Below are 23216 nucleotides of genomic sequence, written 5' to 3'. Positions count from 1 at the left end.
GGCATCCGATGATCTGGATGCCCGCCCTTCGCCGTTATGCGATTATTCCGAGCTGTCGCTGCCCTCGGTAGCGCCGGCGGAAGTCTCGCTGAGTGCTACTTCTGCAAGCTTTGCTGCGAGCGAGTCATCAACCGAGTTGGTGGGTGAGCTGCTGGCAGCGCTGCCGCGAGCACCTTCACCAACAGCCTGACCAACGGCACGGCCCTGGATGATCGAGGCGAGGTCGAGACCCGTTGCAGCCTTGATCGATTCGAAGGAGCTACGCAAAGCGATTGAGCTTTCGTTTCCGATGGTGTCTGCTGCACTTGATCCGCTACCACCGATGACGGTGACAGAACCGATCTGGCCATAACCCTTTGCCCACTGCTCCATGACGAGCGGCAGCGATTCGAGGGCACGCTGGGCGAGGAGTGCATCTTGGTGCTTGGCGAGAGCCGCAGCTTCCGCCTCGATGCTTGCTGCGCGTGCTTCACCGGAAAGGCGAACGGCATCCGCATCAGCGGCGGCGCGAACGCGAACCGCTTCTGCTTCGACAGCCGCGATCTGGGCCTGGGCTTCGGCACCCTTGACCAGACGGTAGGCGTCGGAGTCGGCATCCTTCTGAGCCTTGTACAGGTTGGCATCGGCTACACGCTTCACGTCAGCGTCGAGCTCTGCCTGACGGTTCTCGGCACGCTGCTGCAGAACGCCCTGCTCGGCCGTGGCGCGAGCGAGCGCTTCAGCCTGCTCAGCTTCAGCGTTGGCCTTACCGACCTCAGCCTTGGAGTCTGCGGTGTTCTTGTCGAGCGCGGTCTGCTCGATCAGGTTCGCCTCGGCAACGGTGATGTTGCGCTTCGAGATCTCGCGGTTGGCGTCGGCCGTGGCGAGTTCTGCTTCACGACGCTTCGACTCGATCTGCGGAGTTCCGAGCGACTGGATGTAGCCAACTTTGTCGCCGATGCCCTTGATCTGGAAGGAGTCGAGAATCAGTCCCTGCTCCGACAGTTCGGTCGAGACATCCGTCGCGATCTGGTCAGAGAACTTCTTGCGCTCACGCATGAGTTCAACAACCGAGAGGGTTGCGACAACACCACGAAGAGCACCTTCAAGCTGCTCTGTTGTGAACTGCTCGATGGCGGCATCCTGCGAAGCGAAACGCTCGGCAGCACGACGAACCAGGGCAGGGTCAGAACCGATCTTCACGATCGCTACTGCTTCGACCTGAAGCGTTACGTTGTCAGCCGACTGCGCCTCTGCAGTCATTGACACCTGGCGCGAGCGAAGCGAAATCGTCTCGTGGCGCTGTGTGATCGGGTTGACCAGTGCCTTGCCATTCACGATGACCGTGACGGCCGAGTCCTTGCCCGAGGAGTCCTTTTGCGAACGCCCCGAAACGACGAGAGCCTCGTCGGCGCGAGCGACCTTGAACCAGGCGCGAGCGATCAGCAACATGACCAGGAAAAGTACAACAAGGATGACCACCCCGATTCCGATGAGGAGGACGAGTCCGCCAGTGGCGAAGATTTCCATGTATGCACCTTTCAAAAAATGAGCGATCTGCACCCATTGTCCTTGGTTAGAGGCCGCGCATCCACTCTTCGATGCCGGTTGCCGTAATGGGCAGCGCTTCGGAGAGAACTTCGTGCCCTGTTGGGGTGACCATCACGTTGTCTTCGATGCGCACGCCGAGGCCGCGCAGCTCGGGTGGCACGGTGTTATCCCACTCGTGAAAGTAGAGTCCGGGCTCGACCGCCATGACCATTCCGGGCACGAGTTCGCCGCTCTGGTAGGCGGAGTAGCTCGACTGTGCGCAGTCGTGCACGTCGAGACCGAGGTGATGACCGATGCCGCACACAATGAACCGACGGTGGTGCTGACCCTGCGGGCTCAGTGCCTCATCGACCGAGACAGGAAGCATGCCCCAGTCGTGCAGACCGGTCGCAATCACTTCGAGCGCGGCGAGATGAAAGTCGCTAAAGATCTTGCCGGGACCAACCGCCGCAAGTCCCGCACGGTGCGCCTTCTCTACGAGGTCGTGCGCTTGACGCTGAGCGGGCGAGAACGTTCCGGATGCCGGAAGCGTGCGCGTGACATCCGCCGTATATAAGGAGCGGGCTTCCACTCCCATGTCGAGCAGCACGGCGGCGTCGGGATTCACGGGGCCATCGCAGCGCACCCAGTGCAGCACGGGCGCATTCTTTCCGCTGCCGACGATCGTGGTGTAGCCGGTGCCATTGCCCACGGTGCGGGCGTAGCGATCAAAAGTTCCCTGCAACCAGCGTTCGCCACCGAACTCGATGGCTTGCGGAATCTCGCGGGCGACGGCCTTGAAGCCTTCGATCGTGTGGTTCACGGCACCGCGCAGTTCGGCGATTTCCCACTCGTCTTTGATCATCCGGATCTCCGAAAGCACACGACCAAGATCCTGCGAGACCGGGATGTCGCGCAGCAGCGGGCGGGCGCCGTGCAGCGATCCGGTGAGCGCAATATCGCTCGCACGCGCCAAAGCTGCATCGAGTTCCGAAAGTGGACGCGTCTCGATCTGCAGCGCGGCCGTCCACTCGGGCATGCCGGGTGCGGAGCCGACCCAGAGTTCACCGTGGGCGGCATCCGCAAAGAAATCTGCCTCACCGGGATATGCCGGAGCAGGAATAAACAGCGTCGCGTCGTGGCCACCGGCCGTGGGGCTCATCACGAGCACGGCGTCTTCGGCCGAGCATCCGCTCAACCAGAAGAAATTGCTGTCGGGGCGGAAGCCGTAGTAGTTGTCGTTCACGCGCACCGGAGCCGTGCCGCCGGCCACCACAATTGTGCGTCCAGCAAAGGCGGGGCTCAGTCGTGCGCGGTGCGCTGCCGTTGCCGCGGCGATGCCCGGCACGGTGTCGGGCGTGCGGTCGGGGGTAGCCCACCCGGTTTCCATGTACTCGATGAACCCGGTCGCGTTGCGCAGGTGCGGCAACCGTGGGTCGCCACGATCAGGGTGCGGCACTGACGCTGAGGGAGCGGTGTGCGGGTGGGCATCGGGCATGGGAACGGATTCCGGCGACATGGTTTCCTTTGAGCGAAGTGTTGGTGTCACCAGTCGGGTGAGAACTGGCTGCACCGCCACGGTATCAGCGCTGCAGCGCCCGATAGTGCCACGCAATTCGGCCTGGGATCGGTCTGCGCCGCCAGCACGCTCAGACGCGAGTAACTAGCGTGAGGGTGCTCTTGTCCACAGGCGCGCCCTCGCTGCCGTTGCGCGCGAGCCCGCTCGCGTAGTCTGACCGCCATGACCAAGATCCTTGTCGTGGAAGACGACGCGACCATGGGGGCTCTTGTGCAACATGGACTCGAGGATGACGGCCACGAAGTCACGCTCGTCACCAACGGTGTCGATGCCCTGATCGCCGTCGCCCACGACACCTACTCGGCCGCCGCGATCGACGTCATGCTGCCCGAAATGACCGGATTCGAAATCTGCCGTCACCTGCGCGAGCAAGGCAACCTGCTTCCCGTGCTCTTACTGACCGCCAGGGATGCTGTCGAAGACCGCGTGGTCGGCCTCGATTCGGGGGCGGATGATTACCTCACGAAACCGTTCGCTTTCGTCGAATTCTCGGCTCGTATCCGCGCTCTCGTTCGTCGAGATTTAGCTATCAGCAGAGCGACCCTCATCATCGGAAACCTCACGCTCGATGCCGCTACCGTGCGCGCTACCGTTGGCGGCACTCCCCTGCCCATGAGTTCAAAAGAGTTTGCGCTGCTCTGGATGCTCGCCTCGCACGAAGGCGAACCGCTCACCCGTTCGGTGATCTTGGAGGAGGTCTGGGGCACGACCGCGCACATTGATGCCAACGTGGTGGATCAATACGTGAGCTACCTACGCCGCAAGCTGCAGCCCACTCAATCGGCGCTCGCGATCCGTACCGTGCGCGGTGTTGGCTACGCGCTGTCAGTAAAGGCGTAATGTTTTCGGCCCTCTCTATCCGTGCCCGCATCACGTTGGGCAGTGTTGCGGCCGTGGCGGTCCTGTTGACGATCGCCCTGTTGGTCGTCCGTGCCTCAGTCGATCAGATGCTGATTGAGGCCGATTACAGCCTTGCCTCGAGCGACCTAGTCCCGCTTATCGCCGCCATCACTGAAAACCCCGACGGCACGATTGAGAGTCCCGGCACCGGCGTTCTCGTGTATGTGTGTGATCCCTCCGGAGCGGTGCAGGTCAACTCGGTGCCGTTCACGGTGAGAGAGGTCATCGATAGCCACGAACAGGTCACCGGAACCTTCGATTTTCGTGACGATGAGAAACACGCCTTTGTCATCTCCGGTGCTGTTGTTGCGACTACCTCCGGGGACTGGGTGGTCTGGGCAGCACGCTCCACTGCCGCCAGTGAACTAGCCCTGCAACGCCTCAGCGAAATTCTCGTGATCGCCGCCATCGTTCTGCTAGTCGGCTTCGCTCTCGCCTCGTGGATTCTTGCGACCGTCGCCCTCCAGCCGGTGAATGCGATGCGTCGCAAAGCCGAAGAACTCAGCGCAGACTCCGAAGCTACCCTTCCGGTTGGCCCTGCTCGAGACGAACTATCGGCCCTCGCTGAAACCCTCAACACCTTTCTTGCCGGCAGCCGCGCCTCTACCGAACGCGAAAAACAGATGGTGTCGGATGCGGCCCATGAGTTGCGCACCCCTCTGGCGGCACTCAAAACTCAGCTTGAGCTCGCACACTCTGACCTAGGAGATGCGGCTGCCCTCGCCGCCCACGTGTCATTGGCCAAGGCATCCGTCAATCGCCTGACCTCGTTGGCGTCGAATCTGTTGGAGCTCAATCGACTAGATACAGACTCTGGCACGATGCAGACCGCAGCCAACGGCCTTCTCGATGAGTTCATGGGCAGCATCGACCGGGCGCGGCTTGTGGGCATGGCCAAGTCGGCGCGGGTGGAGTTCACGGTCGATGTGGCTGATGAGAGCGCACGCTATGCCGTGGGCGTTCACACTTTTGGTCGACTCGTCGACAATCTGTTATCGAATGCGGTGGCCGCTATCGCCGCGAAGGGTGAGGTCGTTGCCACGCTGCATCAGGATGCGACACAACTGCGGTTGGAGGTGCACGACACCGGCCCCGGCATGTCTGAGGAGTTCATCCCGATCGCCTTCAATCGCTTCTCCCGTCCCGACAATTCCCGCACTGCCATGACGGGAGGGAGTGGTCTCGGACTCGCTCTGGTGCACGCGATCGCTGTGGCTGCCAGCGGCACGGCGACGTTGGAGAATACGGACACGGGGTTACGCGTGATCGTCACTCTGCCAAACATGTGAGTTCACTCATGTTAGAGCGGCCCATTTCTTAGCGTTCCCTTAGTTTGCAGGAACAGAGTGGGAGGATGCCCGCTACCCAGGCCAATACCCAGGCCACTTCCCGTCGCGCTGCCTCACAACCGCGCAATTCCGCCGCCAAATACCGACGCAAGTATGCCCGTCGCAACCGTCGTTCCGACATCCTTGTCATTGCATTCTGGGCCTCCGGGCCCGCCGCCGCCGCCCTCTACCTAGCCTCGCAAACCGCCAGCCAATTCACTGTCGGCGAAACCATCACGAGTATGGGCATCGTTGCGGGCCTGATTGGTACTGACTTCATTCTCGTGATGTTGGTGCTCGCGGCCCGCATCCCCTTCATCGATGCGACCATCGGCCACGACCGCGCTATCGCCATGCATCGTTCACTCGGCAAACCTGCGCTCTATTTACTGCTCGGCCATGCCGTCCTGTTGATCATCGGTTATGGGCTGTGCACAGGAGTTAACCCGATTGCCGAGATCGGCCCGATGCTTGCCCTCCCCGATATGCCGCTCGCCTTCATCGCCCTCGGGCTCATGATTGCTGTCGTGGTGTCGTCGCTCGTCGCCGTGCGGCGCCGTTTCAGCTACGAGGGCTGGCATCTCATTCACTTGCTCAGTTACGCGTCTGTGGTGTTTGCTCTTCCGCACCAGCTCAGCGTCGGCGGGGTGCTCGCTGAAGGAACGTTTCAGCGCATCTACTGGATCGCCCTCTACGTTGCGGCGATCGGTGGCATCGTGATGTTTCGTTTTGTCGAGCCGATAGTGTCGAGCATTCGTCACCGCCTTCGCATTTCGGCGGTCGACGTGATCGCTCCCGGGGTGACCGCAATTCAGTTCAGCGGTCATGCGCTGCGTGAACTTGACGCATCCGGTGGCCAGTTCTTCATCTGGCGTTTCTGGACGAGACGCACGTGGTGGCACTCGCACCCTTTTTCACTCTCCGCGATGCCGACCAACAGGTCAGCGCGCATTACCGTTCGAGCCCTCGGCGAAGGCAGCACTCAACTAGGAACCTTGCCGGTCGGCACCCGCGTGAGCTTCGAAGGTCCCTACGGGCTGTTCTCGAATGTCGCACGCACCAGCCCGAAAGTGGCGATCATTGCCGCCGGGATCGGTGTGACACCGGTGCGTGCCCTTCTCGAGCAAGCCAGTTTTGACCCCGGCGATGCGACTGTATTATTGCGCGCCAGCACTCCAGACGAGGCCTACCACTGGGATGAGGTTCGGGCGATCGCCACCGCAAAAGGTGCCGCTTTTTATACAATGATCGGGCATCGGTCTCGCACCACCTCGAGCTGGATCTCTGCCGCCGATGTCGATCGTGGTGTCACCCTCGCCACTATTTTCCCTGACCTGGCCGACTCCGATGTGTACCTCTGCGGGCCGACCCCGTGGCTCGATCTCGTTGAAGCAGAAGTGCGAGCCGCCGGCCTGCGCTCTCATCAGATTCACTCGGAAAGGTTCGACTGGTGAGAACACGAACAATGCTGGCGAGCATTCTGGCCGCCGGAAGCGTGCTGATCGTCAGTCACCAAGCAGGCATGAGAGTTGTCACGAGCGACGGCACGTCGTTGACGGCTCCAATCGATCCAACACCAGCTATCACTCCGAGCGTGGTGATCACGCCAGAGGAGGCCGTGCTAGATCTCGTTGACGGGACATATACCGGATCACGCATCAACACTCGTTTCGGCGATGTTCAAGTCGCCGTGACGGTCTCAGCCGGCATCGTTACCGAGGTTGCGGCTCTCACTCTGGCCGACAAATACAGTCGCTCTGACCAGACCAGCAACAAAACGGCACCGATTCTGCGTGCTGAAGTTATCGAGTCGCAGTCTGCTCAGGTCTCCAACGTGAGCGGTGCGACCTACACGAGTCAGGCCTATCTTGAGTCGGTGCAATCGGCACTCGACCAAGCTGCTTCCTGAGGCGGCTCGCGAACCTCGCTCTTCCCAACCCGGATCTCGCTCAGCTAATAGGTGGATGGTTCCGGGCAATCCCATAGCTTGAAGCCACAGGGTATACACATGACCACCCACGCCGCGACCCGACGCGTCGTCGCCCAATCCCCTATCGCTGGCGGCGACTACCGGCGTACGTTCGCGCGTCGTGGGCGTCGTTCCGACGCGCTCGTGATCGCGCTATGGGCGTCCGGGGCCGCGGCCGCTGCGCTCTTTCTGGCCTCCGGAGGCCTCAGCCAGTTTTCTTCGATCGCCGAAATCGTCACCAGCGTCGGAATCCTCGCTGGGTTGATCGGCACTGACTTTATTCTGGTGATGCTGGTGCTCGCCGCCCGCATCCCTCTCATCGATGCGACGATCGGTCACGATCGCGCCATCGCTCTCCACCGTTCGCTGGGCAAGCCAGCGCTCTACTTGCTGCTCGCGCACGCGGCGTTGCTCCTCACCGGTTATGGGCTGTCATCGGGCATCAATCCGATCGCCGAGATCGGTTCGATGCTGACCTTGCCCGATATGCCTCTCGCGTTTATCGCCTTGGGGCTCCTCATTGTTGTCGTCGTAACGTCACTGATCGCCGTGCGCAAGCGCTTCAGCTACGAGGCCTGGCACCTCATCCACCTCCTCAGCTACGCCTCTGTGCTCTTTGCGCTGCCGCATCAACTCAGTGTCGGTGGCGTGCTCGCCGAAGGCAGCTTTCAACGGGCCTACTGGATCTCGCTCTACATTGTCGCCATCGGCGGCATCGTGACATTTCGATTCGCCAAGCCGATTGTCTCGAGCCTGCGCCACCGCCTCCGCGTGTCATCCGTTACTGAGATTGCCCCGGGCGTGACAACCATCGAGTTTTCTGGTCGCAGGCTTCGAGCGCTGGGCACCTCGGGCGGACAGTTCTTTATCTGGCGCTTCTGGACGGGGCGAACCTGGTGGCACTCCCACCCGATTTCGCTTTCCTCGATGCCCAACAACCTTTCCGCGCGCATTACCGTTCGCGCTCTCGGTAAGGGCAGCGCTCAACTCGCCACCCTGCCGATGGGCACACGCGTAAGCATCGAGGGGCCCTATGGGTTGTTCTCGTCCGTCGCACGCACGTCACCGAAACTGGCCATTATTGCCGCGGGGATCGGTGTGACCCCCGTGCGCGCTCTGCTCGAAAATGCTGCGCTTGCCCCCGGAGAAGCGACCGTTCTGCTGCGAGCTAGTACAACAGAAGAGACCTATCACTGGGACGAGATCCGAGCGATTGCCGCCGCGCAGGGCACAACCTGCTACTCCATGATCGGCCACCGACCACAACACACGCCCAGCTGGATGGCTGCAGCGGATGCCGAACGCGGCGTCACCCTCGCGACCGCCTTCCCCGACCTGACCGACTCCGACGTGTACCTCTGCGGCCCCACGCCGTGGCTCGACCTCGTCGAAGCGGATGTTCGCGCCACCGGAATCCACCCCCATCAGGTTCACGCAGAAAGGTTTGACTGGTGAGAACCCGAGCAGTTCTAGGCAGCATTTTGGCGTCGCTGAGTGTTCTTGTTCTTGGTTATCAGGCCGGTGCGACGGTTATCGCGGGTGATGCGACCTCTCTCGTTCTGTCGACAGATACTGGCACCGAAACCGACGCATCCGAGTCGGATGCCGCTGACGACACCGTCCCCAACGTGACAGATGACGATGCTGCGGCCGACGAGACGGCAACCGACGAGGTGCCGTCCGAAGACGCAGAACCGACCGGTCCAGCCGATGGCACCTACTCCGGCGCGACGGTTGCGACCCGCTACGGCGACGTGCAGGTCGCCGTGACCATTAGCGCGGGGACCATCGCCGACGTTGCGACCTTGCAGCTAACCGCGACGGGACGGTCCGCTCAAATCAGCAACGAGGCGATCCCCATTCTGCGCGCCGCAGTGATCGAATCGCAGACTGCCGACGTGGCGAATGTGAGCGGCGCGACGTACACGGCTGACGCGTATCTGGCGTCGCTGCAGTCTGCTCTAGATGCGGCGGGTGCCTGATGCGCCACACGTTTCAGACGATGGGCACGGTCGCGTCCATCGAGCTGCCGCAGGACTGGGCGTCAGAAGTTGCAGCGCTCGAACGCATCTTTTCCCTGATCGACGAGCGTTTCAGCCTGTACCGCCCCGAGTCAGAACTCAGCAAGCTAGCGACCGGTCAACTGGTCTTGCCCAGCGCCAGCGCTGAGCTTCTCGCCAGTTACGCTCGCGCGCTCACCTGGCGCAACGAGACGGCGGGGCTGTTTAGTCCACACCGTCCCGACGGCACGATTGACCTCAACGGGATCGTCAAGGCCGAAGCGATTGAGCAGGCTGGCGAATACCTTACGTCGGTCGGATGCCCGCAGTGGAGCATCAACGTGGGTGGCGACATTCTCGTCTCCCCCACCGGCGCAGCCACCGCGGTCACCTCTTCGGCCGGGCAACTCGCGCCCCCGCTTCTGCGTGCCGGGATCGCCGACCCTGCCGCCCCCACGCAGCTCTTGTGTTCGCTGGAGTTGCGGCATCGGCGGCGCGCGATCGCGACCTCGGGCAGCGCTCAACGCGGCGATCACATTTGGCGCGGCGGCAGTTCTGAGCCTGCCGAGTTCGTGCAGGTCAGTGTTGTCGCGAATGACATTGTGACCGCTGACGTTCTAGCGACCGCCATTGTGGCGGGTGGCCGGGCTGCTCTCGACGATGTTGCTGATCGTTGGGATGTCGACGTCATCACGGTAGATCGTGCGGGCGACTTGCGGGCGACACCCGGGCTCGTGAGTGCGTTAGCTTCAGCCTCTTAGAACGGCCACACTCGCGTGACGGTCCAATAGAGTCCGATGAGCCCGATCGCAATGCTCGCGCTGACCCGAATGATTTCGAAGCGTTTGGGCACCAGTCGAGTCAGCACTGCCGCAACGGCGAGCACGAGCAGCACGACGATGGTCTGTGCAATGTCGATTCCGAGGTTGAAGCAGATGAGCGCAATGACGTGGTCAGAGGTGACGAGCCCGAGTTCAGAGAGGCTGGATGCAAAGCCGAGGCCGTGCACCAGACCGACGACACCTGCGATCCACCAGCGGTATTCGCCAGCTTTTCGTCGGAGTGCGAGAACCGAGGCGGCAACGATGGAGAGGGCGATGAGCGGTTCGACGATGCCCGCAGGAATCGACACGATGCTGAAGTAGGCAAGGCAGAGACTGAGCGCGTGCCCGACGGTGAACGCGGTCACGAGTTTGATGGCGGGCCACCACACGGCGCGACCCTTCTTGACTCCGACTACGCCCAACGCGAGCACGACAAGAAAGAGGAGGTGGTCAGGGCCGAGCTGAATGTGCTCGAAGCCCTGCAAGAGAAATGAGCTTGCGGTCGCCCAGGCGCCCAGCGTGAACGAGACTGCGCCCTCTTCGCTGAGGTGGCCGAGAACGGCGCCTTCCGCGTCAGAAAGCAGAATCGCATTGCTCGGTGAGGGGAATGTCCACGTAACGGCTAGTTCATCCAGCTCGCCTTCAAATTCTGCTGAAGCGAAAGCGACGCCAACGTATTTGGATGCCGCGAGTTCGGTATCGGTGCTGGATCCCTGAAACGAGAGCCCGGCCCCAATAATCTCAAGCGCCTCGCCATTGACGGTGAGGGTCACGTTTTCGCGAATGGTACCTACAAGCGTCGCCGCAACCGCGGCTTCTTGTTCGCTTAGTTCGGTGGCATCGATCAGGCCGTCGCCGCTGGTGTCTTCGAGGCCCAGTTCGGCGAATTCGACGAGTCCCGTCCCGACAACTCTTCCCTGATCGACGGTAAGAATGAGGGCTTCACTTGTGCCGTCGTGAGCGTATGCCGCAGTCGGCATAACGAGGGCCAGCGTTGCAACGATAAGCCCGGCCAGCACGGTGAGCCTCGCCAGAGGCGAGAACCCACCGTGCCGTGCGGATCGTGCTGTGGTGCTGTGGTGCACTACCTAGTTTCCTTGGCCAGGAGCTTCGCCGTCGGGCGGGCCACCGTCACCGGGTGCGCCGCCTCCGCCACCAGCGGTGCCGTTCGGCAACGCGACGTTGTCGCCGTCAGGGCTAGAGAGTGTTACCTCTGCCGTTGCCCCTACTCGGCACAGCGGCAGGTTGGATGCGTCGGTGCTGAGGTGGTAGTGGTACACCTCACCGAACTCTTCGGTGTCAGAAACGTGGCCGCCGCACTCATCGAGGTCGGTAGGTACTGCGCCATCCTCTTCTGAGCCATAGATCACGTAGCCGTCGTAGGCGAGCGCGACGGGAGCTTCGTTATCTTGCTCGATCGCACAGGTTGCGTTCGCACCTGCGGCATCCAAGATCGACTGGATCGACTCGGCGCCGAAGTGCCAGTGGTAGTAACCCGAGGGGTCGATGTGTCCACCACAGGCATCAAGCGCCGGGAGTCCGCCGGTGTCGAGCACCGAGGGAGCGTCGCCGAAGATGGTTACACCGTCAAAGGCGAGGCCGATCTGCGAGATCACCGAGAGGTCCGTTACTTCGTCAAGAAGCTCGGGCGTCGTGGGGATCAGCACCTGCAGGTGATAGCTGTCATCCGGTGTGGCCTGCAGGCAGGAATTCTCTGTCGTCGATGACGACGGAGTTCCGCCAGCAGGGTCCACGATCGTGATGTCGCCATCCGCGTCAGCGAACTCGAAGCCCTGCGACTCCATGAGGGCCCAGAAGTCTTCATCGAGCGCGTAGAGACCAGGTTCGTCCCCATCCCAGACCCAAATTCCACCCTCGTCTGTGGTGGTTTCGGGGCAGAACGGGCCCTCAGTATCGACCGCTGATGAGAGACTCGCGACCTCAAATTGGTAGCACGTTGACTCGCTGCCGTTGGAGAGGGTGCAGTCAACGGTGATCGCGTCTGACGTCAACGCTCCGTCGGCGAAGAGCGCTGCGACTTCAGAATCCGTCGCCGACGATACCGCGTCGCTAGTGCTGTCCGTCGAGTCGTCAGCTGCTGTGCACGCGCTCACTAGCAGCGCGAGACAGGCCAAGGGCACCAACACAAATTGGGCGGATGTTTTCATACTGATTCTCCAGAAGGTTTCGTCAGAAACGGTTCAGTTGCAATCGCCTTTGGGGCTATTCGTTAGGGTCAGCGGGTGCGCCACCAGCGGGCGGGCCGCCCGCGCCTTCATCGTCACTGGCTACCGTCTCGCCGACGAGGCACTGAATAACCTGGTTCTTTTCAGCGGAGTTCGCGTGGTAGTGGTAACCGAGTTCGTCGGTGGTGTGTCCGTTGCACTCGTCGAGCTCCACGTTGGCGAGCTCTTCGTCGCTGTAGGGGCTGTGCACGGCGAAGCCGTCCATCGCGTAACCGAAGATCGGGGTCTCGCCTTCGGCGGCATCGCCAACTTCGGAGCACCCTGTCGCACCGTGCAGGTGGTAGCCCTCGAACGGGTTGAAGTGGGCGCCGCAGTCGTCGAACGAGGCGATCGTGTAGGCGCCGAGGATGGCGTCAACGGGAGCGGACTCGGCGATGACGACACCGTCAAGAGTGATGCCCTGGTTGCCCTGCGATGCTGCTGACGCGTCAGCGGCAACAGGAGTGGTGGGGATCAGAACGGTCGACTCGATCGGCTCACCGTTGTCGAGGAAGTCATAGCTGCCCTCGATGCAGTAGTTCTGGTACTCGGGGTCGACATCCGGACGCGCTGCGGCTTCGAAGGCCTCAACGGTGTCGGTGACGTAGACGTTGCCGTCCTCGTCATACATGTGCCAGCCGTCGTCGCCGTAGGTCTCCGCGAGGTTCGCGATGAACTCACCATCGAGGTCGTAGACCTCTTCTCCATCGAACCAAATACCGGCGTCGTCAGCCGAAGTGGAGGTCGTGTCAGGGCAGAACGGGCCGATCTCGTGGTCGGTGGGGTATCCGGAGATCGTGATCTCGTAACAGGTCGTTTCCGTGCCGCCGTTAAGCGTGCAGTCGACGGTCGCTGGGTCACCAACGATCGCTCCATCAACGAACAGGTCAAGGTCGAGTCCAGCCGACACGGCAGTGGTGGAACCGTCGGTTGAGGTCGAGCTGGTGGTGTCGGCCGAAGCGCACGCTGCCAGCGCGAGGGCTGACAAGACGAGCACGCCCGCGAACAGCGGGGGACGTTTGAGGCGGATGTCGCGCCGTACAGTTGTGTTCATAGTGACACCCTCGGCGCGGTTGCTGTGGTCACGCTGTGGAATTCGCCACAACTGTGCCACAGTTTTTCTTGCTAGATTCAGGCCGTGTCGAACGCACCGCAGTCACCCGCCCATCGCATCCTCGTAGCCGAAGACAGCGAAGCGATTAGTGACGTCGTGACCACCGCTTTGAGCTTTCAGGGCCATGCGGTTACGAGCGTCGCCGATGGCCATCAGGCGCTCAGCTCGGCGCTCGCCCAGCCCACTGATCTCATCGTTCTCGATGTGATGCTCCCCGGCATTGACGGTCTCGAAGTGTGCCGCCGACTGCGCGCCACCGGGTCGACGACCCCCATTCTCTTTCTCACTGCGCTGGCGGAGCCCGAGGATCGCATCCGCGGATTCGCCACCGGCGGCGACGACTACCTGACCAAACCGTTCACCGTCGACGAGCTGGTGTTCCGCGTTGCGGCGATCCTGCGTCGCACCAGCCCGAGGACGGCTACAACCATGCTGCAGGTTGGCTCGCTCACTCTTGATCTAGCCGGCCACCAGGCTCGTCGCGGCGGAGCCCTCGTTGATCTTTCGGCCACAGAGTTTCGGCTCTTGCACTACCTCGTGGCCAATCGCGGCGTTGTGCTCTCTAAGGCCCAGATCCTCGTTGAGGTGTGGCAAGACGACTTCTCCGGCAGCGAGAATGTTGTCGAGTTATATATCGGCTACCTGCGGCGCAAACTCGACGACGGGCATCCGCCCCTGATCCATACCCGTCGCGGCATAGGTTACGTGTTGCGTGAGGAGGCTTCGTGAGACGCCTCTCTCTGAGATGGATGCTGCTGCTGCCCGTTCTCGCGACGATCGTCGTAGGCTTCCTCGCCTTCGCCCTTGCTGTGGACGTCAGCGAAAGCGCTCGTCGGCTCGCAGAAGTGGATGCCGAACTCGCCCGTGCGGAAGTGACCACTGTTCCACCGCCCGCCGACGCCGACCCCGACGCCCCTGCCCCACGCCCCGATTCTCTGCCCGATAGCGGCCCGACCACGGAGTCGGAGCAAGCGCCACCCACTCCGAACATTGATGACCAGAGCCTCCCGGTCCAGTTCACCGTCGCACCCGACGGTACTGTTCTCGACAATCTGGGGATCACAAGCCCGTTCGCTGCGGCGGATCTCGCGTACTTCGGGGCAACGACCACGAGCACTACAGTCACGGTCGACAACTATCGGGTGTCAATCTCGCCGACCCCGGATGGTGTGGTTCGCGTGACCGCGTTATCGCTCGATTCCTACAACGCAGCGTTGGCGAGCCTGCGCGGCACGCTAGTGGTCGGCGGGGTCACGATCGCCGTGCTCGAAGCTGCGATGGCCTGGTTCCTCGCCCGGCAGATCGCACGGCCACTCGCCGGAGTTGCTCGGAGCGTTACGCAGATCGCGGATGGCGGGCTTGATACCCCGATTGCACCGGCGGGTGGCTCGCGCGAGATCGCGGAGCTCTCGACCGATATCGATCGGATGGTGAACCGACTGCGGGATGCCCTCGCCGAGCGAGAGCAGTCCGCCGCCGATGCTACGCGGGCTCGAAATGACATGCGTCGTCTGCTTGCGGATGTCGCGCACGAGATTCGCACCCCACTAACCGCCCTCAAGGGTTACAGCGACCTCTACGCGCAAGACATGCTTTCCACTCCGGGCGCTCTCGATCGCGCAATGTCCCGCGTAGGCGACGAAAGCATCCGCCTCAACGTGCTCGTCAACTCGATGTTGCAACTGGTGCGGGAGGGAAAACCGCTTAAGGCCGTGCAGGAGGATGTTGACCTGGTCACGGTGGCAGAGAACGTGGTCGACGATCTACGGGTCGCTTTCCCGTCGCGCACGATCACGACCGATCTCGGCGCAGTAGTGAACGTTCCGCTCACCGGCAATCCGGCGCAACTCCACCAAGCACTGCTTAACCTCGTTGCGAACGCGTGCCGCCATACCCCGACTGATACCGCCGTCGCTGTCGTTGCGAACCTCATTGACAACGAGGCTGTGATCAGCGTCGTGGATCACGGACCAGGCATTGCCGAAGACGAGCGAGACAAAATCTTCCAGCCCTTCTATCGCTCAGATCCGTCTCGCGTACGGAGCAGTCACGACGGCGCCGGTCTCGGCCTTGCCGTCACTCTGGAGATAGCACTCCAGCATCACGGCTCTGTGCAATTGCGGCCAACCCCGGGAGGCGGTGCAACCTTCGAGCTGCACCTCCCCCTCGCCGAGGAGCCGACCATTCGCGACTGAACGGCCGACTCCTCCCGCGCGCCGGAGACCGAGCTCAGACTGTGGCTCGGCTCCTAGCAATGCTGGTTACACCGATTGAACGCTCGTAGCTGACGCCACGGTTTCAATATTGAGTTCGCCTTTCAGCCCTGCCACGCGATGAACCGCAGCGGCTTTCCACTCGTCCGTGCGGACCATGTCCACAAGATCGGACCTTTGGCCATAGCGCGCGATCATGATCTCGTCCCACAGCTCTTCGACCTCGCCGGTGTTCAGGAACGTTACGTCGCCGTCGAAGGTCACTTCTCCGCCGATGCCCCGGATCAGTTCTTCCGCCACCTTCGCGTAGAGGTGGTACGCCTCGCGGCCAGTGAGCTCGGTTTCTCTGCCGTCGGGGTACTCGGCGTGATCTTTGAACTTCAGCATGTTGACCATGAAGATGGGACCTTCCGGACCGGGTTGCCCGATTTCCTCGAGACGCTCCTTGCTGGTGGGCAGAACTTCGTTCTCAACATCCATGTGTGATCCTTTGGTTGGTGCCGGCCAACGGCCAGCCACGCTAGTGCACGCTACACCTCCGGATGGAGTCAGCAGTACCGGAGCAGTGCACCCTTCGAGCTTCACCGCCACTGAGACCGCGCCAGCGGCGCAACGGAGTGCGCACCTCGGAGCGACGTCGTCGACGGTAGCGTGAGTGCGCTCTAGCGCGAGCCCTGCGGTGCTTCGCCAGCAGCCCAGTTCGTGCGCACGTGACTGAGATGGTTGCGCATGATCTGCTCCATCGCGGTGCGATCGTGCTCAAGCGCCGCATCGATCATCGCGTAGTGCTCGTTCGTGTTTTCGACAAGGTGGCCCGCATCGGCAACCCCCTTGAGTCCGTGCAGGCGAGTGCGATCGCGCAGCTCCCGCACGGTCGCCACGAGGATCTCGTTGCCGTGCAGGGCAAGGAAGTGGGTGTGAAAAGTCGCATCCGCACTGAGGTACGCCGTGAGGTCCTTACGGCGGGCGGCATCCACCATCTCGTCGACGATGGGTCGCAGGGCGTTCAGCTGTGCATCCCGCTCAGCACCGGATGCCGCAGCCACTTCCACCATGATCGGCACTTCGAGCAGCAGGCGTACTTCGGCGATCTGGTCGAGGTCGTGCGCGGTGACCTCCGTTATGCGAAAGCCCGTATTGGGCACAACATCGACCATCCCGTCGCGGGCAAGATCGAGCATCGCCTCGCGAATTGGCGTTGCCGAAACGTCGAGCTGTTTCGCGAGCGCCGGGGCCGAGTAGACCTGCCCTGGCACCAGCTCGCCCGCGATGAGTGCCGCCCGCAACGTGTCAGCAACGTACTGGCGGATGCTCGCGCGTGGCGGTCGCGACGCCGCCGTCTGCTCAGTCATCAGTACCCGTAACGCCGTAGCCATCGTCGACCCTCGATGGTGCCGTTGCACGACTAATCGCGGACGCAACAGCGAGGTCTTCCCAACTCATCCCCGAGCTCTTGAACACCACCGGACGGTCAGCCTGCAGTTCGACCCGGCCGCACACGACATCGGCCATCGCAAGAAGGTTGTCGGCCGAAAGCACGCCCTCCCCGGTCGCGAGGATCACGTCGCCACTTTCCCGCAGTGCGGTTGGCACGTCTTCGACGATCACTTGCGCGCGCGCCATGAGCGCGGAGTCGAGTTCACGGGCATCCGGTTCGTGCGAGCCAACGGCAATCACGACGGCGTCATCTCGAACGGCCGCGGAGTCAAAGAGCGGAGTGCGGGCTGTCGTCGCGCAGATTATGAGACCGGCCTCGGCGACGGCGGCTTCGGCATCGGCGCTCCCCGCCGCCACGACCGTGGCTTCAACGACGTCAATGGGCCGCGGAGTGCGCACCACGAACGTGACCGAGGCGAGCTCACGCTTCGAGCCCAGCACAGCTTTCAGCGTTGCAAAATGATCGATTCCCTGCGGCCCGGCCCCGAAGATGACGACGTGGAGTGGCTCCGCGCTGCGCAGTAGCGCCCCCTCAGTGGCAGCCAACGAGACGGCGGGCGTGCGAATGTTCGAGAGCGCGGCCCCCTCCATCAGCAGTTGTGGCGTCAACGTTTCGCTGTCGAACAACACGTAGAGGCCTTGGATGCGCGGCAGTCCCCGCGCCGGATTCTCCGGACTGATCGTGATGATCTTGATGCCGGCGTAGGGCCCGACCTCCGAGGGCATCAGGAGAAAGTCGCCCTGGGTCAGCTTCTCGGTCGACCGCACATGGTCGGTTCCCGTATCGAATCCGGCGAGCAGCGCATCCTGAATTGCACCAACGGCTTCGACAGGGCTGATCGCGGCATACAGAGCCGCGGTGTCGAGGTAGCGGGGCGCGGCGCTCATCGCAGCACGAACCCTGGGGTGAGGGTGTCGCGAGCGTCGACGGTAAAGACATGCTCGCCCGTCTTGAACGCCATCCCCGTCACCTGCGGCATCACCGCGTCGTGGCCTTCCGCCTCGACGCGCTCGAGCACTCGCGCGGTAAATTGCGAGCCCACGATCGAGTCGTGCACCAGCGTTGCATCCTCAGCGAGAGTGCCGTTCGCCGTGAGGGTCGCAAGGCGTGCGCACGTGCCCGAACCGCACGGCGACCTATCGAGCTCGCCGTCGGCAAAGATCGTGGCATTGCGTTGGTGAACAGCGCCGCCCGGATGCGGTGGCAACGTTTCGTACACGATAGTTCCGTAGATGCCGCTCAGTCGCTCGTCGGACGGATGCACGGCACACGCCGAATCGTTGAGAGCCCACTTGATCTCCCGCCCGATCGCGATCACGGCTGCCGCATCCTCGGGAGTAACTGTGAGCCCGACGGATGCCGCATCCAGTTGCGCGTAGATTGCGCCGCCAAAAGTCACATCGACTACGACCTCGCCCCGCGAAGTAGCGACGGGAACGCGTTCGGCAAGCACGTAACTCGCAACGTTAATGAAGTCGACGCCGGTGACGGTGTCGCCATCGGTGTGCACGCGCGCCGTGACTCGCCCCGAAGGAACATCGATGACAACGTCGGTAAGCCCACTCGGGTCTATGGCAACGAGTCCGCTCTCGATGGCCCAGACGCCGAGCGCAATCGTGCCGTGCCCGCACGCGGTTGAGAAACCGTCCTTGTGCCAGAACAGCACGCCGAAGTGTGCGCCGGCGTCGTTCGGTTCAACGATGAAGCCGCCATACATGTCAGCGTGGCCGCGGGGTTCAAAGCAGAGAATCTGGCGGATGCGCTCGATCTCCGGTGATTGCATCGCGAAGACGCGCTTCTCGGGAACTCCCGCGCCCTCAATGCTCACCGGCAGCGACGAAACGATTCGGAACGGCTCACCGCCCGTGTGGTAATCCACCGTCGTATACTGTTCCGCCACGATTGGCCAGCCTTCCCGCGCTTCTGAGTGACATTGCAATTGCAATGCCATTCAGTCTGCCAGCGGCGACCCACTTTGTCGATGCGAAGTCAGCGGCCCCGCGCGGCGCGCCGCGCCCCGCACGCCGCGCCCCGCGCACTGGGCACTGCGCACTCAGATGCAGAGCGCGCAGCACTAGGCTCGCGCGCACGCATTAACTCGGTTCAACCCCGCCCATCGAGCTGGCACCCTTGTGCTGGTCAGCGCGACCGAAGGTGGTCTCGAGCACGTGCTGCATCTTTCGAGTGGCGCCGTTGAGTGCGCCATCCACCGTTGACGCGTTGTCGCTGGCAAGCTCGGGGGTGCGGTTCTCGGGGCGGGCTTCAAGCTGGCAGCGGATGTCGTCGCCTGTGCTGCGACCGGCACTCTCGTCACTCAGGTGAACTTCAAGTCGCGTGAGGTGAGCGCTGAAGTGCGCGAGCTTGGATTCGAGCTCCGCCGTAATTGACGCAATGGTGTCTTCGCTGAGGGTGATGTTGTTATCGGTATTGACGATGACCTGCATGGTCGCCTCCTGGCAGTTGGGGAGTGCTGCGAGCGTGCCCTGAAGTGAGGAGTTCGCGGGAGGGCCGCTAGTGCATCCACTCCTCACGCTACGCCGCGAAGCTGTACGCCCAGGCATTGCCTTTGTGACGCCATAGGTGGTTAAAGCAAAATAGCCACACCCCGAAGGGTGTGGCTATTTTACAATTGAAGTCCGGCGGTGTCCTACTCTCCCACAAGGTCCCCCTTGCAGTACCATCGGCGCAGAGAGTCTTAGCTTCCGGGTTCGGAATGTAACCGGGCGTTTCCCTCTCGCTATGGCCGCCGAAACACTATTGATTTATGTATCAGTCTGGGCCAGTTCACATCACAGAGCATTCCACCGAGGTGGGTGCTCAGCAGTGTGTGCTGGGCGCAGTTCCCGACCGTAAATCGGGAACCACAAAGTGGACGCGAGAATTCTTCTCATTCACCATTCGACGACCCTAAGGTCGCCCAGTGAGGTGGGGTGTTATCAATTTATCGACTTATTAGTACTGGTCAGCTCCACAGGTCGTTAGTCCCTGCTTCCACATCCAGCCTATCAACGCAGTAGTCTAGCTGCGAGTCTCTCGGCCTAAGCCATGGAAATCTCATCTCGAAGCTGGCTTCCCGCTTAGATGCTTTCAGCGGTTATCCATTCCGAACGTAGCTAATCAGCGGTGCTCCTGGCGGAACAACTGACACACCAGAGGTTCGTCCATCCCGGTCCTCTCGTACTAGGGATAGATCTTCTCAAATTTCCTGCGCGCGCAGAGGATAGGGACCGAACTGTCTCACGACGTTCTAAACCCAGCTCGCGTACCGCTTTAATGGGCGAACAGCCCAACCCTTGGGACCTACTCCAGCCCCAGGATGCGACGAGCCGACATCGAGGTGCCAAACCATGCCGTCGATATGGACTCTTGGGCAAGATCAGCCTGTTATCCCCGAGGTACCTTTTATCCGTTGAGCGACAGCGCTTCCACAAGCCACTGCCGGATCACTAGTCCCGACTTTCGTCCCTGCTCGACTTGTCAGTCTCACAGTCAAGCTCCCTTGTGCACTTACACTCGACACCTGATTACCAACCAGGTTGAGGGAACCTTTGGGCGCCTCCGTTACTTTTTGGGAGGCAACCGCCCCAGTTAAACTACCCACCATGCACTGTCCCTGAACCGGATTACGGTTCGAAGTTAGATATCCAATATGACCAGAGTGGTATTTCAACAATGACTCCACCTGAACTAGCGTCCAAGCTTCACAGTCTCCCACCTATCCTACACAGGCCACACCGAACACCAATACAAAGCTATAGTAAAGGTCACGGGGTCTTTCCGTCCTTCTGCGCGTAACGAGCATCTTTACTCGTAGTGCAATTTCGCCGAGTTCGCGGTTGAGACAGCTGGGAAGTCGTTACGCCATTCGTGCAGGTCGGAACTTACCCGACAAGGAATTTCGCTACCTTAGGATGGTTATAGTTACCACCGCCGTTTACTGGGGCTTAAATTCACAGCTTCGCCTTACGGCTAACCGTTCCTCTTAACCTTCCAGCACCGGGCAGGCGTCAGTCCGTATACATCGTCTTGCGACTTAGCACGGACCTGTGTTTTTAGTAAACAGTCGCTTCCCACTGGTCTCTGCGGCCCTGCAGCGCTCCCGGAGCAAGTCCGTTCACGCCTTAGGCCCCCCTTATCCCGAAGTTACGGGGGCATTTTGCCGAGTTCCTTAACCACGATTCTCTCGATCTCCTTAGTATTCTCTACCTGATCACCTGAGTCGGTTTGGGGTACGGGTAACTTGAACCTCGCGTCGATGCTTTTCTTGGCAGCATAGGATCACTGATTTCGTCCGTGAGGACTACCCATCGAGTCTCAGCCTTAATGAGAGACGGATTTGCCTATCTCTCGGCCTACATTCTTAGACCGGGACAACCATCGCCCGGCTCAGCTACCTTCCTGCGTCACACCTGTTAATACGCTAACCGCACCAGAATAGGGTCGTACGCTAGGCCCCACGCCTCACCCCGAAGGGATTGGTCTAGGGGATTCAGATACTTAGCATTACTGGATTGGTTTGGGCGGTTCTTCGTCAGTACGGGAATATCAACCCGTTGTCCATCGACTACGCCTGTCGGCCTCGCCTTAGGTCCCGACTTACCCAGGGCGGATTAGCCTGGCCCTGGAACCCTTGATCATTCGGAGGACGGGTTTCTCGCCCGTCTTTCGCTACTCATGCCTGCATTCTCACTCGTGTAGCGTCCACGGCTGGTTTACACCGCCGCTTCACTCGCCACACGACGCTCTCCTACCACTCCGTACGGCTGAACCACGAAGGCTTACCTAAAATACGAAATCTACAACTTCGGTGGTGTGCTTGAGCCCCGTTACATTGTCGGCGCGGAATCACTTGACCAGTGAGCTATTACGCACTCTTTCAAGGGTGGCTGCTTCTAAGCCAACCTCCTGGTTGTCTATGCAACTCCACATCCTTTCCCACTTAGCACACGCTTGGGGACCTTAGTTGGTAGTCTGGGCTGTTACCCTCTCGACGATGAAGCTTATCCCCCACCGTCTCACTGCTGCGCTCTCACTTACCGGCATTCGGAGTTTGGCTAACGTCAGTAACCTTTTAGGGCCCATCAGCTATCCAGTAGCTCTACCTCCGGCAAGAAACACGCAACGCTGCACCTAAATGCATTTCGGAGAGAACCAGCTATCACGAAGTTTGATTGGCCTTTCACCCCTATCCACAGCTCATCCCCTCAGTTTTCAACCTAAGTGGGTTCGGTCCTCCACGTGCTCTTACACACGCTTCAACCTGGCCATGGATAGATCACTTCGCTTCGGGTCTAGAACCAGCGACTAAAACGCCCTATTAAGACTCGCTTTCGCTACGGCTGCCCCACACGGGTTAACCTCGCCACTGATCACTAACTCGCAGGCTCATTCTTCAAAAGGCACGCTGTCACAGCTACTAAGGCTGCTCCAACGGTTTGTAAGCAAACGGTTTCAGGTACTATTTCACTCCCCTCCCGGGGTACTTTTCACCTTTCCCTCACGGTACTTGTCCGCTATCGGTCATCTGGAAGTATTTAGGCTTATCAGGTGGTCCTGACAGATTCACACGGGATTTCTCGGGCCCCGTGCTACTTGGGATACTCTTCGGACCATTGCAACATTTCGACTACCGGGCTGGCACCGTCTATGGCTGGGCTTTCAATCCCATTCGTCTATATCACTTTGTAATCCTTGCTGTACGGCAGTAACAGCTGAAAAGTCCCACTACCCCGACCATGCAACGCCTGCCGGCTATCACACATGATCGGTTTGGCCTCTTCCGGTTTCGCTCGCCACTACTAACGGAATCACGGTTGTTTTCTCTTCCTGTGGGTACTGAGATGTTTCACTTCCCCACGTTCCCTCTACCCGCCCTATATATTCAGGCGGGAGTCACTGAGTCGTCTTGCAACGCCCAGCGGGGTTTCCCCATTCGGAAATCCTCGGATCAAAGCTCTATTATCAGCTCCCCGAGGCTTATCGCAGATTTATACGTCCTTCTTCGGCTCCAGATGCCAAGGCATCCACCGTTTGCTCTTAGAAAATTGATATCACATGAGTATAAGAATCGATCGCGACACCTAAGTGCCGAGATTGACCAATGAATTATTCCCCACA

General features: G+C 61.0%; 19 protein-coding genes and 2 rRNA genes. 9 read left to right on the top strand and 12 right to left on the bottom strand.

All coding sequences use genetic code 11. From position 1 onward, the window contains the following. Positions 1 to 42: 42 nt before the first annotated feature. Together ACWFSR_RS01320 and ACWFSR_RS01315 are read right to left on the bottom strand one after the other, a co-directional pair. Positions 43 to 1509, bottom strand: a complete 1467-nt coding sequence (locus ACWFSR_RS01320; protein ID WP_447522880.1) for an SPFH domain-containing protein — start codon at positions 1507 to 1509, stop codon at positions 43 to 45. 46 nt (positions 1510 to 1555) lie between these two features. Next, on the bottom strand, positions 1556 to 3028 hold the full coding sequence (locus ACWFSR_RS01315; RefSeq protein WP_447522879.1) for an aminopeptidase P family protein: 1473 nt from the start codon (positions 3026 to 3028) through the stop codon (positions 1556 to 1558). A 222-nt stretch (positions 3029 to 3250) separates the two neighbouring features. On the opposite strand from ACWFSR_RS01315, the gene ACWFSR_RS01310 reads away from it, so the two are divergent. From ACWFSR_RS01310 to ACWFSR_RS01280, 7 genes are all read left to right on the top strand, one after another. Beyond that, the gene (locus ACWFSR_RS01310; protein ID WP_197110537.1) at positions 3251 to 3928 is read left to right on the top strand and encodes a response regulator transcription factor; all 678 of its coding nucleotides are present in this window, start codon (positions 3251 to 3253) and stop codon (positions 3926 to 3928) included. Then, positions 3928 to 5277, top strand: coding sequence for a sensor histidine kinase (locus ACWFSR_RS01305; RefSeq protein WP_447522878.1), 1350 nt, complete (start codon positions 3928 to 3930; stop codon positions 5275 to 5277). Before ACWFSR_RS01310 ends, ACWFSR_RS01305 begins: the two co-directional genes overlap by 1 nt. A 65-nt stretch (positions 5278 to 5342) precedes the next feature. Beyond that, positions 5343 to 6770, top strand: a complete 1428-nt coding sequence (locus tag ACWFSR_RS01300; protein WP_447522877.1) for a ferredoxin reductase family protein — start codon at positions 5343 to 5345, stop codon at positions 6768 to 6770. Further along, on the top strand, positions 6767 to 7225 hold the full coding sequence (locus ACWFSR_RS01295; RefSeq protein ID WP_307783983.1) for an FMN-binding protein: 459 nt from the start codon (positions 6767 to 6769) through the stop codon (positions 7223 to 7225). The genes ACWFSR_RS01300 and ACWFSR_RS01295 overlap by 4 nt, the downstream gene beginning before the upstream one ends. A gap of 99 nt (positions 7226 to 7324) precedes the next feature. Further along, on the top strand, positions 7325 to 8740 hold the full coding sequence (locus ACWFSR_RS01290) for a ferredoxin reductase family protein (protein ID WP_447522876.1): 1416 nt from the start codon (positions 7325 to 7327) through the stop codon (positions 8738 to 8740). Then, entirely contained in the window at positions 8737 to 9267 is a 531-nt protein-coding gene (locus ACWFSR_RS01285; RefSeq protein ID WP_447522875.1) for an FMN-binding protein, read from the top strand. Before ACWFSR_RS01290 ends, ACWFSR_RS01285 begins: the two co-directional genes overlap by 4 nt. Further along, on the top strand, positions 9267 to 10046 hold the full coding sequence (locus ACWFSR_RS01280) for an FAD:protein FMN transferase (RefSeq protein WP_447522874.1): 780 nt from the start codon (positions 9267 to 9269) through the stop codon (positions 10044 to 10046). Before ACWFSR_RS01285 ends, ACWFSR_RS01280 begins: the two co-directional genes overlap by 1 nt. On the opposite strand, the gene ACWFSR_RS01275 is transcribed toward ACWFSR_RS01280, so the two are convergent. From ACWFSR_RS01275 to ACWFSR_RS01265, 3 genes are read right to left on the bottom strand one after another with little or no spacing between them, the layout of a single operon-like run. Continuing rightward, positions 10043 to 11194 (bottom strand): HupE/UreJ family protein, encoded by a 1152-nt coding sequence (locus tag ACWFSR_RS01275; protein ID WP_447522873.1) that lies wholly within the window; start codon positions 11192 to 11194, stop codon positions 10043 to 10045. The two genes, ACWFSR_RS01280 and ACWFSR_RS01275, sit on opposite strands and share 4 nt — an antisense overlap. A 3-nt stretch (positions 11195 to 11197) precedes the next feature. Further along, complete coding sequence (locus ACWFSR_RS01270) at positions 11198 to 12277, bottom strand: YHYH protein (protein WP_447522872.1); 1080 nt, start codon at positions 12275 to 12277, stop codon at positions 11198 to 11200. Between the two features lie 55 nt (positions 12278 to 12332). After that, positions 12333 to 13388, bottom strand: a complete 1056-nt coding sequence (locus ACWFSR_RS01265) for a YHYH protein (protein WP_197110543.1) — start codon at positions 13386 to 13388, stop codon at positions 12333 to 12335. An 84-nt stretch (positions 13389 to 13472) separates the two neighbouring features. Here ACWFSR_RS01265 and ACWFSR_RS01260 point away from each other — a divergent pair, with 84 nt between their 5' ends. After that, positions 13473 to 14177, top strand: coding sequence for a response regulator transcription factor (locus tag ACWFSR_RS01260; RefSeq protein ID WP_447522871.1), 705 nt, complete (start codon positions 13473 to 13475; stop codon positions 14175 to 14177). Next, positions 14174 to 15643, top strand: a complete 1470-nt coding sequence (locus ACWFSR_RS01255) for a sensor histidine kinase (RefSeq protein ID WP_447522870.1) — start codon at positions 14174 to 14176, stop codon at positions 15641 to 15643. The genes ACWFSR_RS01260 and ACWFSR_RS01255 overlap by 4 nt, the downstream gene beginning before the upstream one ends. Positions 15644 to 15709: 66 nt before the next feature. On the opposite strand, the gene ACWFSR_RS01250 is transcribed toward ACWFSR_RS01255, so the two are convergent. From ACWFSR_RS01250 to ACWFSR_RS01220, 7 genes are all read right to left on the bottom strand, one after another. Further along, on the bottom strand, positions 15710 to 16141 hold the full coding sequence (locus tag ACWFSR_RS01250; protein WP_197110545.1) for a hypothetical protein: 432 nt from the start codon (positions 16139 to 16141) through the stop codon (positions 15710 to 15712). A gap of 182 nt (positions 16142 to 16323) precedes the next feature. Further along, the gene (locus ACWFSR_RS01245; RefSeq protein ID WP_447522869.1) at positions 16324 to 17013 is read right to left on the bottom strand and encodes a GntR family transcriptional regulator; all 690 of its coding nucleotides are present in this window, start codon (positions 17011 to 17013) and stop codon (positions 16324 to 16326) included. Then, positions 17006 to 17986 (bottom strand): ornithine cyclodeaminase family protein, encoded by a 981-nt coding sequence (locus ACWFSR_RS01240; protein ID WP_197108473.1) that lies wholly within the window; start codon positions 17984 to 17986, stop codon positions 17006 to 17008. The genes ACWFSR_RS01245 and ACWFSR_RS01240 overlap by 8 nt, the downstream gene beginning before the upstream one ends. Next, positions 17983 to 18999, bottom strand: a complete 1017-nt coding sequence (locus ACWFSR_RS01235) for a proline racemase family protein (protein ID WP_447522868.1) — start codon at positions 18997 to 18999, stop codon at positions 17983 to 17985. The genes ACWFSR_RS01240 and ACWFSR_RS01235 overlap by 4 nt, the downstream gene beginning before the upstream one ends. A 193-nt stretch (positions 19000 to 19192) precedes the next feature. Beyond that, complete coding sequence (locus tag ACWFSR_RS01230) at positions 19193 to 19543, bottom strand: HPF/RaiA family ribosome-associated protein (protein WP_447522867.1); 351 nt, start codon at positions 19541 to 19543, stop codon at positions 19193 to 19195. Between the two features lie 190 nt (positions 19544 to 19733). Then, a 5S ribosomal RNA gene (rrf, locus tag ACWFSR_RS01225) occupies positions 19734 to 19850 on the bottom strand. 181 nt (positions 19851 to 20031) lie between these two features. Beyond that, positions 20032 to 23149: ribosomal RNA gene (locus ACWFSR_RS01220) — 23S ribosomal RNA — on the bottom strand. Positions 23150 to 23216: the final 67 nt, after the last annotated feature.

Source organism: Salinibacterium sp. NYA9b, from assembly GCF_976973725.1.
Note: the sequence above shows the minus strand (reverse complement) of the source record. Positions and strands in the feature narration are given on the sequence as shown.

Excerpts from the sequence above, each read along its gene's own strand:
- ACWFSR_RS01320 (WP_447522880.1), bottom strand. The coding sequence starts at position 1,509 with ATGGAAATCTTCGCCACTGGCGGACTCGTCCTCCTCATCGGAATCGGG.
- ACWFSR_RS01315 (WP_447522879.1), bottom strand. The coding sequence starts at position 3,028 with ATGTCGCCGGAATCCGTTCCCATGCCCGATGCCCACCCGCACACCGCT.
- ACWFSR_RS01310 (WP_197110537.1), top strand. The coding sequence starts at position 3,251 with ATGACCAAGATCCTTGTCGTGGAAGACGACGCGACCATGGGGGCTCTT.
- ACWFSR_RS01305 (WP_447522878.1), top strand. The coding sequence starts at position 3,928 with ATGTTTTCGGCCCTCTCTATCCGTGCCCGCATCACGTTGGGCAGTGTT.
- ACWFSR_RS01300 (WP_447522877.1), top strand. The coding sequence starts at position 5,343 with ATGCCCGCTACCCAGGCCAATACCCAGGCCACTTCCCGTCGCGCTGCC.
- ACWFSR_RS01290 (WP_447522876.1), top strand. The coding sequence starts at position 7,325 with ATGACCACCCACGCCGCGACCCGACGCGTCGTCGCCCAATCCCCTATC.
- ACWFSR_RS01280 (WP_447522874.1), top strand. The coding sequence starts at position 9,267 with ATGCGCCACACGTTTCAGACGATGGGCACGGTCGCGTCCATCGAGCTG.
- ACWFSR_RS01270 (WP_447522872.1), bottom strand. The coding sequence starts at position 12,277 with ATGAAAACATCCGCCCAATTTGTGTTGGTGCCCTTGGCCTGTCTCGCG.
- ACWFSR_RS01265 (WP_197110543.1), bottom strand. The coding sequence starts at position 13,388 with ATGAACACAACTGTACGGCGCGACATCCGCCTCAAACGTCCCCCGCTG.
- ACWFSR_RS01250 (WP_197110545.1), bottom strand. The coding sequence starts at position 16,141 with ATGGATGTTGAGAACGAAGTTCTGCCCACCAGCAAGGAGCGTCTCGAG.
- ACWFSR_RS01245 (WP_447522869.1), bottom strand. The coding sequence starts at position 17,013 with ATGACTGAGCAGACGGCGGCGTCGCGACCGCCACGCGCGAGCATCCGC.
- ACWFSR_RS01240 (WP_197108473.1), bottom strand. The coding sequence starts at position 17,986 with ATGAGCGCCGCGCCCCGCTACCTCGACACCGCGGCTCTGTATGCCGCG.
- ACWFSR_RS01230 (WP_447522867.1), bottom strand. The coding sequence starts at position 19,543 with ATGCAGGTCATCGTCAATACCGATAACAACATCACCCTCAGCGAAGAC.